Raw genomic sequence first — 15,218 nt, 5'->3', positions numbered from 1 at the left:
ACTCCTACAGGGTCGTCGTTACCCATAAATAAAGACAATAGGGCTCGTCATGGATCAACCCACTGCAAACCCGCCGCGCAGCTACACCCGTGGCTCTCAGCACCAGGCCCTGTTGGCGCTGACCATCGGTCAGCGCTTCGATCAAACGGTCGCGCAATACCCGGATGGCGAGGCGCTGGTGGTGCGCCACCAGCAGTTGCGTTACTCCTGGCGACAACTGGCCGACGCCGTGGATGAGCAGGCCAGAGCTTTGCTCGCATTGGGTTTGCAGACCGGTGATCGCCTCGGCATCTGGGCGCCGAACTGTGCGCAGTGGTGCGTCACCCAATTCGCCACGGCGAAGATCGGAGTGATCCTGGTCAACATCAATCCCGCCTATCGCAGCTCGGAACTCGAATACGTGCTCAAGCAATCCGGCTGTCAGTGGCTGGTCTGCGCGGGCGCGTTCAAAACCTCGAATTACCATGAGATGCTTCAAGGCCTGGCGACCGAGCTGGCCGAGCACGCCATCGGTCACCTGCGCAGGGAACGTCTGCCGGATTTGCGCGGCGTGATCAGCCTCGATGCAAACCCGCCAGCTGGCTTTCTGCCGTGGTCGCAGCTCAGCGAGCTGGCTGCCAGCGTCTCGCCTGATCAACTGGCCGAGCGCAGCGCCAGCCTGCATTTCGATCAACCGGTGAACATCCAGTACACGTCCGGCACCACCGGTTTCCCCAAGGGCGCAACCCTTAGTCACTACAACATTCTCAACAACGGCTACATGGTCGGCGAAAGCCTCGGGCTGACGTCTGCCGATCGTCTGGTGATCCCGGTGCCGCTGTATCACTGCTTCGGCATGGTCATGGGCAACCTCGGCTGCGTCACCCATGGCAGTACGATGATTTACCCCAGCGACGCTTTTGATCCGGCGGTGACTCTGCAAGCGGTGGCCGAAGAAAAAGCCACGGCGCTGTACGGTGTGCCGACCATGTTCATCGCCATGCTCGATCAGCCGCAGCGGCAGGCTTTCGACCTGACGAGCCTGCGCACGGGGATCATGGCCGGGGCGACCTGTCCGATCGAGGTCATGCGTCGAGTGATCAGCGAAATGCACATGAGCGAAGTGCAGATCGCCTACGGCATGACCGAAACCAGCCCGGTGTCGTTGCAGACCGGGCCGGCCGACGAGCTTGAGCTGCGCGTCACCACGGTCGGGCGCACTCAGCCACAGCTGGAAAGCAAGATCATCGACGACGCAGGCAACGTCGTGCCACGCGGCACCATCGGCGAATTGTGCACCCGCGGTTACAGCGTGATGCTCGGCTATTGGAATAACCCGCAGGCCACGGCGGAAGCCATCGATGAGGCGGGGTGGATGCACACCGGCGACCTGGCGAGCATGAACGAGGAGGGTTACGTCAACATCGCCGGGCGTAACAAAGACATGATCATTCGTGGCGGCGAGAACGTTTATCCCCGAGAGCTGGAAGAATTCTTCTTCACCCATCCGGCGGTAGCGGATGTGCAGGTGATCGGCATTCCGTGCCCGCGCTACGGTGAAGAGATCGTCGCCTGGATCAAATTCCACCCCGGCCACAGCGCCTCTGAACTGGAGCTGCAAACCTGGTGCAAAGCGCGGATTGCGCACTTCAAGACACCGCGTTACTTCAAGTTCGTCGACGCGTTTCCGATGACAGTGACGGGGAAGATCCAGAAATTCAGGATGCGTGAGATCAGTATCGAAGAGCTGCGCATCAATAACGCCTGACACAAATCCCTGTAGGAGTGAGCCTGCTCGCGATAGCGGTGTATCAGTCAATATTTGCATCGGCTGATATGACGCTATCGCGAGCAGGCTCACTCCTACAGGGGATCGGGTGAATTCAGGAATTGCAGAAAGCACAAAGGGGAGCCGAGGCTCCCCTTTAATTTGTCGTTGCGTGCTCTTTTTATTATTGAGGGTCGGTCTGTTGTTGTTTTTGGCAACCGTGGCCCTGTACAGCTTTTGGCGACCCCCATCCGGGGTCAAGAGCAAACGTATTTTTTTGAGCGCTGATCTGCTTTCTCGTCAAACGATCCAACCGATTCGGGAGCTACCTGAAGGTAGTTTTATTGTTCTCTGCCCGGTTGCGGGTCACTCCTGAGAGCACCCTGAAAAGCACACCTTCTCCAAAAAAATCTGTTAGCTGCGTCTCTGCCGTGTTGTTCTTGTTATGTCAGAGTCGTTTCGTCTTGTTTTTATTGGTTTGCGGCTTTTTATTCTTGTTATGCGATAGAGATAGCAGGTGTCGTGCCAACTTTTGAAAAGCTTTGTAGATCAAATGGTTACGACTTTCAGAGGTTTTCAGCCTTGGGCAAAGCCAGACAATTTGTTTCCGTGTTACTCGCTTTTGCCCACATCACTGACCCAGCGGTAACACCTCACTGGGCGCTGCGTGCCTTCGCCACTCGCGAACCGGTCGGGCGGCCGAGCACTGCGCTGATCTGCTGGCCCGCGGCGATCAAGGCGTCCAGGTCGATACCGGTCTCGATGCCCAAGCCGTTGAGCAGGTACACCACGTCTTCGGTGGCGACGTTACCGCTTGCGCCTTTGGCGTACGGGCAGCCGCCGAGGCCGGCGATAGAGCTGTCGAACACCGCAATGCCTTCGAGCAGGCTGGCGTAGATGTTGGCCATGGCCTGGCCGTAGGTGTCGTGGAAATGCCCGGCCAGTTTGTCCCGGGGCACCTGCGCCGAGACCACCTCGAACAGGCGCCGGGTCGCGCCCGCCGTACCGGTGCCGATGGTGTCGCCCAGCGACACTTCGTAGCAGCCCATCGCGTACAGCTCACGGGCGACCATCGCCACTTGCTCCGGCGCGACCGTGCCTTCATACGGACAACCCAGCACACAGGAAACGTAACCGCGCACAGTAACGCCGTGTTGTTTCGCCGCCTCCATGATCGGCGCAAAGCGCGCCAGGCTCTCGCTGATCGAACAATTGATATTGCGCTGCGAGAACGCCTCGGAGGCCGCAGCGAACACCGCGACTTCCTTGACCCCGGCGGCAATCGCGTCTTCAAAACCGCGCAGATTCGGCGCCAGCGCGCCATAAGTCACGCCGGGCTTGCGTTGAATCTGCGCGAACACCTCGGCGGAACCGGCCATCTGCGGCACCCACTTGGGCGAAACGAAACTGCCGACTTCGATATAGCCGAGCCCGGCGGCGCTCAGTGCATCGACCAGTTGCACCTTGTCAGCCACGCTGATCGGTTGGGCTTCGTTCTGCAGGCCATCGCGCGGGCCGACTTCAATCAGGCGTACTTGGGAGGGGAGGGACATGGGCGGGACCTGCCTGTTTTTTTTTGAGTTCACGAAGAACCCTTTGTAGGAGTGAGCCTGCTCGCGATAGCGGAGTGTCAGTCGCCATATTTTTTTCTGATACACCGCTATCGCGAGCAGGCTCACTCCTACAGGGGGGATGTAGTGTTTGCTAGACCGCCTGGCTTTTAAGCGTCTGCTCCAGCGCCTGCACGCAGCGTTCTTCGGCGGTATCAAGCTCGAGTTTCATCTGTTCGATATCCAGCAACTGCTGCTCGAGCTGTTCGCGGCGTTCGCTGATTTTCGCCAGCATGCTGTTGAGCTGTCGGGTGTTACCGCTGGACGGGTCGTAGAGCTCGATCAGCTCGCGGCATTCGGCGAGGGAAAAGCCGATGCGCTTGCCGCGCAGGATCAGCTTCAGCGTGACCTTGTCCCGTGGTGAGTAAATGCGTTCCTGGCCACGACGCTCGGGGCTGAGCAGGCCTTGCTCTTCATAAAAGCGGATCGCCCGGGTGGTGATGTCCAGCTCGCGGGCGAGGTCGGAAATGCTGTAGGTCTGACTGCTCATGAAAGCGCTCGGAAAAGGGGCATGGCGCTAAGCTAATCGGTGGTTTACGTTTACGTCAAGCAAGAAAAAGATCGCAGCCTTCGGCAGCTCCTACAGGGGAATGCATTCCAAATGTAGGAGCTGCCGAAGGCTGCGATCTTCTGATTTGCCTCAAACCGCCTGCTTATCCAGCTTCTTCTCCTGCGCCGTCACTTGCTGGCACAACTCGATCATCTGCTCACGCATCCAGCGGTTGGCCGGGTCCTGGTCGGTGCTTTCGTGCCAGTACAAATGCGTTTCCACCGACGGCACATCATTCACCGGCAAATTGAACGCCTGCAAGTCATGACGACGGGCGAAGCGTTCCGGCACGGTCATGACCATGTCGGTCTGCTGCATCACCTGCGAGGCCATCAGATAGTGCTGCGAGCGCAGGGCGATCTTGCGCTGGATGCCCATTTTGCCCAGCGCCAGATCGACATAACCCAGACCGCTGCGGCGGCTGGAGATATGGATGTGGGTCAGCGACAGATAATCATCAAGGCTGAGTTTTTCCTTCCCTGCCATCGGATGGCCCTTGCGCATGGCGCAGACGTAACGGTCGTCCATCAGCTTGACGTGGCGCACCTGCGGGTCGGTATTGAGCGGCGCATCCACGGCGAAATCCAGGCGCCCGGCCGCCAGTTCCTTGGTGGTTTCCCGGCGTTTCGACAGAAAGCTTTCGATGATCACCGTCGGCGCCAGGCGGCGCAGACGCTGGAACAACGGCGGCAAAATGATTGCTTCCGTGAGGTCGGTCATGCTGATGCGATAAGTCTTGACTGCCTGCGCCGGGTTGAAGATGCGGCTTTCCTGCACCGACACACGCAGCAGCGACAGGGCATTACGCACCGGGCCGATGATGTTCTGCGCCATCGGCGTTGGCACCATGCCTTGGGCAGTACGCACGAAGAGCGGGTCGTTGAAGGTCTCGCGCAGCCGGGCCAGGGCGTTGGACACCGCCGGTTGGGTGATGCCGACAATCTGCCCGGCGCGGGTCAGGTTGGCTTCGGTGTAGATCGCGTCGAAGACGATGAAAAGGTTGAGGTCGACCTTGCTCAGGTTCATAACGCGGCTTCTCTTGTTATTAAGTGCAAGTGTTTTGGGGCTCAGGATCAGCCGATCATATATCGGTGATGAATGTTTATACACGCCGAGAATAGGCTAGGTAAATTATCAGTGCTGTTCTAGCATCGATTGCATGACTTGAACAACCTCTGCCCGAGAAGGTAACTACCCATGGATTTCGCTTATTCGCCCAAGGTGCAAGAACTGCGTGAGCGCGTGACTGCGTTCATGGACACTTACGTTTACCCGGCCGAAGCGGTGTTCGAGCGCCAGGTCGCCGAGGGCGATCGCTGGCAGCCGACCGCGATCATGGAAGAGCTCAAGGCCAAGGCCAAGGCGGAAGGGCTGTGGAATCTGTTTCTGCCCGAGTCCGAACTGGGTGCCGGCCTGAGCAACCTCGAATACGCGCCGCTGGCGGAAATCATGGGCCGTTCCCTGCTGGGGCCGGAGCCGTTCAACTGCTCGGCCCCGGATACCGGCAACATGGAAGTGCTGGTGCGTTACGCCAATGAAGAACAGAAACAACGCTGGCTCGAACCGCTGCTGCGCGGCGAGATCCGTTCGGCGTTCGCCATGACCGAACCTGACGTGGCGTCCTCCGATGCGACCAACATGGCCGCCAGCGCCGTGCGCGATGGCGATCAGTGGGTAATCAACGGCAAGAAATGGTGGACCTCCGGCGCCTGCGATCCACGCTGCAAGATTCTGATCTTCATGGGCCTGAGCAACCCCGACGCGCCGCGTCACGCCCAGCACTCGATGATCCTCGTGCCGGTCGACACCCCTGGGGTGAAGATCGTCCGGCCGCTGCCGGTGTTCGGTTACGACGATGCGCCGCACGGCCACGCCGAAGTGCTGTTCGATAACGTGCGGGTGCCGTACGAAAACGTCCTGCTCGGTGAAGGACGCGGCTTCGAAATCGCCCAGGGCCGCCTTGGCCCAGGACGCATTCACCACTGCATGCGCTCGATCGGCATGGCTGAGCGGGCACTGGAACTGATGTGCAAACGCTCGGTAAGCCGCACCGCGTTCGGCAAACCGCTGGCGCGTCTGGGCGGCAATATCGACAAGATCGCCGACTCGCGGATGGAGATCGACATGGCCCGCCTGCTGACGTTGAAAGCGGCGTACATGATGGACACTGTCGGTAACAAGGTGGCGAAGAGCGAGATCGCGCAGATCAAGGTTGTGGCGCCGAACGTCGCCTTGCGGGTGATCGACCGGGCGATCCAGATGCACGGCGGCGCCGGGGTGTCGAACGATTTCCCGCTGGCTTATATGTACGCCATGCAACGCACCTTGCGCCTGGCCGACGGCCCCGACGAAGTGCACCGCGCGGCGATCGGCAAGTTCGAGATCGGCAAATATGTGCCGAAGGAAATGTTGCGTAGCGGTCAGTAACACCGCGTCGCCTAATTCGCGAGCAGGCTCGCTCCCACAGGATTTGTGACCGCCACAGATCCAATGTGGAAGCGAGCCTGCTCGCGAAAGGGCCTGAACATTCAGTACATCAACATCAGGGTCAATACACCCAAACCTCAACCCGCCGATTCTTGATCCTTCCTTCATCCGCACTGTTGGTCGCCACCGGCATCAGCGCGCCGAAGCCGCGCACTTCGCGCATGACCACGCCGTTCCTGACCAGCTCGCGGCGCACCGCCATCGCCCGCAGCTTCGACAGCAGATCGGCCCGGGCCGGGTCATCCTTGAGGTCACCAAAACCCACCAGAGTCACCGCGCGCTCGGTCTTGCCATTGCGCTTTATATAGTCGAGCACTCGCGCCAGATCCTGCCGCGCCTTGTTGTCCAGGCCGGCGCTGCCCTCGGCAAACCGGAAATTCACTGTCAGACGCTGGGCATGTCGGCTGAGGGATTGGTAGCCCTCGGGCATCAGCGCATTCGGCGCCACGCTCATGGCCTGCACGGTCTGGCTGACAAAACCGCTGGCGGCGACGATTGCCTGACCCTGTGGGCTCTGCGCGAACGTGGCCAGGGCCTGCGCCCAAGGATTGCGGGTGTCCGGCGGCAGATAAAAGAACAGGCGCCGCGACAGCGGATAATCTTCGGTGGCGATCAGACTGTTCAGCGGCAGCATCGCTTGCGAGGCGCCGTCGGCAATCGCCACGGCTTTGGCCTGACGCACGTAAGGCAAGCCGATGAAGCCGATGCCTTGCGGATCAGCGCTGACCGCATCGGACAACTGCTCGCTGGATTCGAAACGTTTCGCCGTGCTGCTGAGACTTTTCCCACGCCGACTCAGGACCAGTTCCTTGAATGTGTCGTAGGTCCCCGACTGATCATCCCGCGCATATAGATGTATGGCGCCGCCACGGCCACCGAGCTCTTCCCAGGTTTTCACTTCGCCGGCAAAAATCCGCGCCAGTTGGTCGGTATCCAGCTGCTGTAGCGGATTGGCCGGGTTGAGGATGATGGCCAAGCCGTCGATGGCAATGACTTGCTCGGCCGCCGGGCTTTTCAGATCGCCGAGGGTTTGCAGGGCGAGCAGCTCGCTGTCCTTGATCTCCCGGGAAGAAGCGGCGAGATCGGCGCTGGTGTTTTTCAGCGCAGCGAAACCGGTGCTGGAACCGTGGGCGGCGACTTCGATGACCACGCGTTGCCCCTGCGCAGTCTGGCCGACGATGCGCTGTTCGTTGGCGGTATCCGGGGTTTCACGATGGATTTTCAGCAGGCCTTGTTCCTGCAACAGGCCTTCGACCAACGCCGGGCCGAGCTCGGCGCCGATAGTGTTGGAACCCTGAATGCGCAGCGCCGGGCCGTTTTCGGGGATCGGCAGGACGGCGGCGTAGACCGACAGCCAGCCACTCAACAGGAAAACGCAGAGAACACGCAGGGTCATGCCGGCACCGAATCAAGCCAAGGGGATTGCCGGGGAGATTAAGTCAGGCGCGTGACCGAAATATGACAGATCAAAAGATCGCAGCCTTCGGCAGCTCCTACAGGGGAATGCATTCCAGATGTAGGAGCTGCCGAAGTCTGCGATCTTTTGCTTTTAGCTCAGTTCAAGCCAGATCGGCGCATGGTCCGAGGGCTTTTCCATACCGCGCAGTTCGTAGTCCACACCGGCATCCTTGACCCGTGGCAGCAAACCATGGGAAGCCAGAATCACGTCAATGCGCAGGCCGCGCTTGGGCTCGTCTTCAAAACCACGGCTGCGGTAATCGAACCAGCTGAACATGTCGGTTACGTCGGGGTTCAGGTGGCGATAGCTGTCAGTCAGGCCCCAGTTTTTCAGGCGCGCCATCCACTCGCGCTCTTCCGGCAGGAAGCTGCATTTGCCGGTTTTCAGCCAGCGTTTCATGTTGTCCGGGCCGATGCCGATGTCGCAGTCTTCCGGGGAAATATTCACATCGCCCATCACCACCAGTGGCTGCTCGTTGTGGAACTGGCTCTCCAGCAGCGCTTGCAAATCACTGTAGAAACGCTGCTTGGCAGGGAATTTGGTCGGGTGGTCGCGGCTTTCACCCTGTGGGAAATAGCCGTTCATGATTGTCACCGGCACGCCGTTGGCATCGGCGAAAGTGCCCCAGATAAAGCGCCGCTGCGCATCTTCTTCGTCGGTGGCGAAGCCTTTATGAATGGCGATCGGCTCGTTGCGCGAAAGCAGGGCGACACCGTAATGACCTTTCTGGCCATGAAAATGCACGTGATAGCCGAGGGCGCGGATCTCTTCGAGGGGGAACTGGTCGTCGTGAACCTTGGTTTCCTGCAGGCCGATCACGTCGGGCTGATGTTTTTCGATCAGCGCTGCCAGCTGATGCGGACGGGCACGCAGTCCGTTGATGTTGAAGGAAACGATCTTCATGGTCGGCAGTCCTGGCAAAAGGGCGATGCTAGCTGACATGGGGGAGATGGGCCAGTGTGGGAGAAATCATTTTGGCCTGTGGGATTTAAGTTGTTAGTGATGACGCTATCGCGAGCAGGCTCACTCCTGCATTTTGGAATGCGTTCCCCTGTAGGAGTGAGCCTGCTCGCGATAGCGCCCTCACATTCGATGAAGATCCAGGGCTGGTCTAACCTGTGAGGGAACCACGCCACCGTCAAAAGGTTCGTACCAACAAGCGCGCCAGCCTCCGAGCGCGCCCCGGGGAGAATCATTGCCATGCCTGAAACCCAGTTCGCCAGCGCCGCCATCCACATGCTCGACCGCGGCTATTCGCGCGAGGCCCGCTCTCTGCTGTATCAGGCCTATCGCCACGAGCCGACCTTCGGCTACCTGTTCGAAGCCGAGCGTCCCGGCTACGAACAACGGGTGCGGGCCACGGTGCGTGAGCTGGTCAAACAGCATTTCCTCCAGGACCTACCGGCGATCGGCCTGTTGGTCAACGATCGCCTGATCGGCATCGCCCTGATCGCGCCGCCGCAACGGCGTCTGGGGGTGACGGAAAGCTGGGCATGGCGCTTGCGCATGGTGCTCAGCACCGGGTTTCGCTGCACCCGGCGTTATCTGGAATATCACGATGCCGTCGCCGCGTGCGTGCCTGGCGACTCCGTGCACATGCTGCCGCTGCTCGGCGTGCATCCGCAGTTTCAGGGCAAGCACTACGGCGAACAGTTGCTCACTGCCGTGCACAACTGGTGCGCGGTCGATGAAACCTCGCAAGGTGTGGTGCTCGACACTGGCAACCCGCGCTACCTGGAATTCTATAAAAGGCAGGGTTATCAGGAGATCGGCGAGGTTGCCGTCGGACCAGTGCGTGAACACGTATTTTTCCACGCCAATCCGCAGGTGTTACAAACAGCCACGGGATAATGATCGAACTTCTTCACAAATTACCTGTTCTATCAGGCTCCCGAGCCCGTGATAGCATCCGCGCCTATGAAGTTTCCACGAAGATTTACCAGCGGCGTGCTGATGCTGTTATCCAGCTGCGCGGCGCTGGCGCAAAGTGAATTGGATGTACGGATCAAGCCGTCCAACGATGAACTCAAGGCCAATATAGAAGGCTATATCGGCAGCCTCGGCGATCGCGACGAAGAAGCCTTGCTGCGCTTCAGTCGCGGTGCCGAAGAGCAGGCGCGCAAAGCCGCTCAGGCGCTGGGCTACTACCAGCCGCAGATCGACAGCGACGTCAAGGGCGGGGAGAAACCGCGTCTGGTGCTGAACATCGATCCCGGCGAGCCGATTCGCCTGCGCAATGTCACCGTGCGCGTCGACGGCCCGGCGGCCTCGCTGAAATCCTTCCGCGTACCGAAAAGCGACCTGCTCAAATCCGGGGCAGTGCTCAATCATGGCCGCTACGAAGACGCCAAACGGGTCATCCAGAATCAGGCCTCGCGCTTCGGTTACTTCAGCGGCCATTTCACCCGCCAGAAGCTCATGGTCGATCCGCGCGCGGGTGTCGCCGATATCGAATTGATCTACGACAGCGGCCCGCGCTATGCGCTGGGCAAAGTCAGTTTTGAGGGCGACACGCCCTTCGACGAAGACCTGCTGCAACGCATGGTGCCGTTCAAGGCAGGCGAGCCCTACGACTCCGAACTGATCGCCGAACTCAATCGCGACCTGCAATCGAGCGGTTACTTCGAAGGCGTGCGCGTCGACGCCGCACCGACGGCGGCGAAGAATCAGGTGATTCCGGTCGAGGTCAAACTCGACACGCGCAAGCCGCGCACCATGGGCCTGGGTCTCGGTTACTCGACCGACGTCGGGCCACGCATCAAGGCCAACTGGACGCGTCACTGGGTCAATCCCCAGGGCGACAGTTATGGCTGGGAGGCCGAACTCTCGGCGCCCCGGCAGAACGTCGGGCTGTTCTATGACATCCCGCTCGACCCGCCATTGACCGACAAACTGCGCTGGGCCGGCGGCTATCAGTTCGAAGACATCGAAGGCTCCGACACCCTGAGCAAACTGCTGACTTTCGGCCCGGAATGGCACAGCAAGTTGCCCAGCGGCTGGCAGCGGGTGATCTCGCTGAAGTGGCAGCGCGAGGAATACGAACTCGGCGACGACTCCGGCCTGAGCACGTTGCTCATGCCCGGCATCAGTTATTCCTACCTCAAAAGCGACAACCGCATCGACCCGCGCAACGGCTACCGCCTGAGCTTCGAAAGCAAAGTGGCGAAGGAAGGCCTCGGTTCGGACAACAACCTCTTATATGGCACCGCGCAGGTCAAAGGCCTGACCACTGTTTTCGACAAGCACCGCTTGCTGGGCCGCGTGCAGGTTGGCGGCAGCGCCACCAATGGCTACAACTCGATCCCGCCGTCGCTGCGTTTCTTTGCCGGTGGCGATCAGAGCGTGCGCGGTTACGACTACCAGAGCCTGTCGCCGAAAAACTCCGACGGCGACCGCATCGGTGGCCGCTACATGATTGCCGGCAGCGTCGAATATCAATATTCGATCGCTGAGAAATGGCGGGTCGCGACCTTCGTCGACCAGGGCAACTCTTTCAACAAACTCGAACTGCCCGACCTCAAGACCGGGGTCGGCGTAGGTGTGCGCTGGGTCTCGCCGGTCGGGCCGATCCGCCTAGACCTCGCTCATGCGCTGGACGACGACGGCGGCATCCGGCTGCACTTTTCCATGGGGCCTGAGCTGTGAAGCGTGGTTTGAAAATTACGGCGCTGACGTTGTTGGCGCTGGTTTTATTGATCGTCTTGAGCCTCGCCGCGCTGCTCGGTACGCAGGCGGGCAGCCGCTGGGCGCTGGGCCTGGTGCCGGGTTTGAGCGTGGAGAATTTCCAGGGTCGCCTCGGTGGCCAATGGAGCGCCGATCATTTGGTGTGGCAGCAGGACACAAGCCGCGTCGAGCTGAACAGGGCGATCTTTGCCTGGTCGCCGCTGTGCCTGACGCGCATGACCTTGTGCATCGATCAGCTCAAGGCCGATCAGGTGATTCTGCAATTCCCGCCGAGCGAAGAAACCACCGAGAGCGGCCCGATCAAACTGCCCGATCTGCAATTGCCACTGGCCATTGAACTCGGCGATGTCGAGGTCGGCAGCCTGTTGTTCAACGGCAGCGAACAGCTCAAGGGCTTGCAACTGGCGGCGCACTGGACCACTCAGGGTCTGCAGATCGACAGCGTGAAATTGCAGCGTGACGAACTCAGCCTGAACCTGTCCGGCCTGCTGCAACCGAGCGGTAACTGGCCGTTGAACATTCAGGGCGATCTGACCTTGCCCGCGCCCGGCAGCGAACCGTGGACCCTGGCACTGAAAGTCGACGGCGATCTGCTGAAAACCCTCAACCTGCACGCCGACAGCCGTGGCTACCTCGACGGCCAATTGAGCGGCGAGCTGCAAGCGCTGGCGGAAAACCTCCCGGCCAGGTTGCGCATCACCAGCGACGCGTTCAAACCGAGCGCCGATCTGCCGGACACCCTGCAATTCAACCAGTTGGTATTGACCGGCGAAGGCGACCTGAAAAACGGTTATCAACTGCTCGGCAACGCCACGCTGCCCGCGGAAAAATCGCCGGTGGCGTTGCTGCTCAAAGGCAAGGTCGACGCCAGCGGCGCGCAAATCGCCGGGCTCGATCTCAACGCCAGCGACAAGCAAAGCCTCAAGCTCACCGGCAATGTCGACTGGAGCAAAGGCCTCAGCGCCCAGGCCAACATCAACTGGCAAGACTTCCCGTGGCATCGCCTCTATCCAGAAATCGACGAGCCACAAGTCGCCTTGCGTACCTTCACCGGCGAAGTGTCCTACACCGACGGTCAGTACCTCGGCAATTTCGCTGCCGCACTCGATGGCCCGGCCGGGGCGTTCACCCTGAGCAGTCCGTTCAGCGGCAGCCTCGAACAGATCGCCTTGCCGCAACTGGTCATGCAGGCCGGGCAGGGCAGGGCCGAAGGGCACGTCAATGTGCGCTTCGCCGACGGCATCGCCTGGGATACCGCGCTGGATCTGTCGGCGCTCAACCCGGCGTACTGGGTCGCGGAACTGCCGGGCACCCTGGCCGGGCCGTTGAAGAGCAAAGGCGAGATGAAGAATGAGCGACTGAGCCTCAGCGCCGACCTCGACCTCAAAGGCAAACTGCGCGGCCAACCGGCGATTCTGCAAGCCAAGGCTGACGGCGCGGGCGAGCGGTGGAACCTCAATGCCCTGCAAATCCGCCTCGGCGATAACAGCATCAGCGGCAAGGGCAGCCTGCAGGACAAGCTCGGCGGGCAGATCGATATCAAGCTGCCGCGTCTCGCGCAGCTATGGCCGCAATTGCGCGGGCAGGTCAACGGTCAGGTCAACGTCGCTGGAACGCTGAAGGCGCCACAGGGCAAGCTCGATCTGCAAGGTTCGCAACTGGCCTTTCAGGACAATCGCCTGCAAAGCCTCAACCTCGACGCCACCCTCGACAGTGCGCAACGAGCGAAAATCAATCTCAAAGGCAGCGGCATTCAGACCGGCGACACCTCCCTGGGCACCCTGACCGCCAGTGCTCAGGGCGACATCAAGAGTCAGAAACTCAGCCTCGATCTGCTCGGACCCAAGCTGAAACTGGCGCTGGGACTGGACGGCAATCTGGACAAGGGCAACTGGCGCGGTCGCTTGGCCAGCGGCGATATTCAGGCCGGTGGCCAGGACTGGAAACTGCAAAACCCGGCGAGACTGGAGCGCCTGGCGGACGGCCAGATCAATTTCGGCGCGCATTGCTGGCTGTCCGGCAATGCGAGCCTGTGTGGTGAAGACCAGCGCCTGATGCCCGAGCCGAAGCTGCGCTACCACCTCAAGCAATTCCCGATCGAAAGCCTCGCGCAATGGCTGCCCAAGGACTTCGCCTGGCAGGGCCGGCTCAATGCCGATCTGCAACTGGACCTGCCGGCCAGCGGCCCGAACGGCGTGGTCAGTGTCGATGCCAGCGGCGGCACCCTGCGCGTGCGCGACAAGGATCAGTGGCTGGATTTTCCGTACCAGACGCTCAAGCTCAGCAGCAAACTCACGCCCAAGCGCGTCGACACCGAGCTCAACTTCGTCGGCGGCAAACTTGGTGAGTTGATGGTGCAGGCGCAGCTCAATCCATTGCCGAAAAACAAACCGCTGAGTGGCTCGTTCCGCCTCTCCGGGCTCGATTTGTCGGTGGCGCGGCCGTTTGTGCCGATGGTGGAAAAACTCACCGGCCGGCTCAACGGCAGCGGCACGCTCTCCGGCGGCCTGCTCGCGCCGCTGGTCAATGGCACCGTGCAGCTCAGCGACGGCGAAGTGTCCGGCGCTGAACTGCCGATGGAGCTGCAGAACCTGCAACTGACCGCGGCGATTGCCGGCGAATCGGTGCGTCTGGACGGCGGCTGGAACAGCGGCAAGACCGGCCGGGGCAGCCTCAACGGCAACGTCGCCTGGGGCCAGGCGCTGGTGGTCGATCTGGCGCTCAAGGGCACGCAATTGCCCGTCAGCGTCGAACCCTACGCCAAACTCGAAATGGCCCCGGATCTGAAGATTTCCATGGCCGGCGATGAGCTGAAAGTTGCGGGCAAGGTGCTGGTGCCCAAAGGCGAAATCACCGTGCGCGAGCTGCCACCATCAACGGTGAAAGTCTCCGACGACACCATCATCGTTGGCGCGCAGACCGAGGAGGGCAAACCGCCGATCGCGATGAAAATGGACATCGATGTGATCGTCGGTCAGGAGAAGCTGAGCTTCGCCGGTTTCGGCCTGACCGCCAATCTGCAAGGCCAGGTGCACATCGGCGACAACATGGACACCCGTGGCGAACTCTGGCTCAACGACGGCCGCTATCGCGCCTATGGCCAGCGCCTCACGGTACGGCGTGCGCGTCTGTTGTTCGCCGGCCCCATCGACCAGCCGTATCTGGACATCGAAGCGATCCGCCAGACCGACGACGTCATCGCCGGCATTCGCCTGAGCGGCAGCGCCGAACAGCCGACCACGCAGATCTTTTCCGAACCGGCGATGAGCCAGGAACAGGCGCTGTCGTACCTGGTGCTGGGCCGTCCGCTGAGCACCAGCGGCGAAGACAACAACATGCTCGCCCAAGCCGCACTGGGCCTCGGTCTGATGGGCAGCGCCGGGGTCACCAGTGGGCTGGCCAAGGATCTGGGCATCGAGGATTTCCAGCTCGACACCCAGGGCAGCGGCAACGACACCAGCGTCGTCGCCAGCGGCAACATTTCCGAGAAACTCAGCCTGCGCTACGGCGTCGGCGTCTTCGAACCGGCCAGCACCATCGCCTTGCGCTACAAGCTGAGCAAGAAGGTGTACGTCGAAGCGGCAAGCGGCGTCGCGAGTTCGCTGGATATTTTCTACAAGCGGGATTTCTAGAGCGCATCTGCTCATTCAACCGAGTCGCACCCTTCGCGAGCAGGCTCGC

Annotated in this window: 10 protein-coding genes; 5 read left to right on the top strand and 5 right to left on the bottom strand. The window is 60.8% G+C overall.

The features are described 5' to 3' along the window. Positions 1-49: 49 nt before the first annotated feature. A complete protein-coding gene (locus tag AEQ63_RS12870; RefSeq protein ID WP_064363649.1) occupies positions 50-1,747 on the top strand; it encodes an AMP-binding protein in 1,698 nt (565 codons plus the stop codon). 653 nt (positions 1,748-2,400) lie between these two features. Here the strand turns inward: AEQ63_RS12870 and AEQ63_RS12865 are convergent. The 3 genes from AEQ63_RS12865 to AEQ63_RS12855 form a co-directional block, all read right to left on the bottom strand. Beyond that, on the bottom strand, positions 2,401-3,300 hold the full coding sequence (locus AEQ63_RS12865) for a hydroxymethylglutaryl-CoA lyase (protein ID WP_064363648.1): 900 nt from the start codon (positions 3,298-3,300) through the stop codon (positions 2,401-2,403). 151 nt (positions 3,301-3,451) lie between these two features. Continuing rightward, entirely contained in the window at positions 3,452-3,847 is a 396-nt protein-coding gene (locus AEQ63_RS12860; RefSeq protein ID WP_042609191.1) for a MerR family transcriptional regulator, read from the bottom strand. A 150-nt stretch (positions 3,848-3,997) separates the two neighbouring features. Next, complete coding sequence (locus tag AEQ63_RS12855; protein ID WP_064363647.1) at positions 3,998-4,933, bottom strand: LysR family transcriptional regulator; 936 nt, start codon at positions 4,931-4,933, stop codon at positions 3,998-4,000. Between the two features lie 171 nt (positions 4,934-5,104). Between AEQ63_RS12855 and AEQ63_RS12850 the strand changes: the two genes are divergently transcribed. Further along, complete coding sequence (locus AEQ63_RS12850) at positions 5,105-6,334, top strand: acyl-CoA dehydrogenase (protein ID WP_042609193.1); 1,230 nt, start codon at positions 5,105-5,107, stop codon at positions 6,332-6,334. A 121-nt stretch (positions 6,335-6,455) separates the two neighbouring features. Here AEQ63_RS12850 and AEQ63_RS12845 read toward each other — a convergent pair whose 3' ends face one another. Then, positions 6,456-7,790: a substrate-binding domain-containing protein gene (locus AEQ63_RS12845; RefSeq protein ID WP_064363646.1), complete on the bottom strand. Its 1,335-nt coding sequence runs from the start codon at positions 7,788-7,790 to the stop codon at positions 6,456-6,458. 153 nt (positions 7,791-7,943) lie between these two features. Continuing rightward, entirely contained in the window at positions 7,944-8,756 is an 813-nt protein-coding gene (gene xthA / locus AEQ63_RS12840) for an exodeoxyribonuclease III (protein WP_064363645.1), read from the bottom strand. A 297-nt stretch (positions 8,757-9,053) separates the two neighbouring features. Between xthA and AEQ63_RS12835 the strand changes: the two genes are divergently transcribed. The 3 genes from AEQ63_RS12835 (at position 9,054) to AEQ63_RS12825 (ending at position 15,169) form a co-directional block, all read left to right on the top strand. Beyond that, positions 9,054-9,704 (top strand): GNAT family N-acetyltransferase, encoded by a 651-nt coding sequence (locus tag AEQ63_RS12835; RefSeq protein WP_042609196.1) that lies wholly within the window; start codon positions 9,054-9,056, stop codon positions 9,702-9,704. Positions 9,705-9,770: 66 nt separating this feature from the next. Beyond that, positions 9,771-11,498 (top strand): autotransporter assembly complex protein TamA, encoded by a 1,728-nt coding sequence (locus tag AEQ63_RS12830; RefSeq protein WP_064363644.1) that lies wholly within the window; start codon positions 9,771-9,773, stop codon positions 11,496-11,498. Continuing rightward, on the top strand, positions 11,495-15,169 hold the full coding sequence (locus tag AEQ63_RS12825) for a translocation/assembly module TamB domain-containing protein (RefSeq protein WP_064363643.1): 3,675 nt from the start codon (positions 11,495-11,497) through the stop codon (positions 15,167-15,169). The genes AEQ63_RS12830 and AEQ63_RS12825 overlap by 4 nt, the downstream gene beginning before the upstream one ends. The last annotated feature ends 49 nt before the right edge of the window (positions 15,170-15,218 follow it).

Source organism: Pseudomonas sp. RIT-PI-o (genome assembly GCF_001297215.1).
Classification (GTDB): domain Bacteria; phylum Pseudomonadota; class Gammaproteobacteria; order Pseudomonadales; family Pseudomonadaceae; genus Aquipseudomonas; species Aquipseudomonas moraviensis_A.
This window is presented reverse-complemented; position numbering and strand designations above follow the sequence as displayed.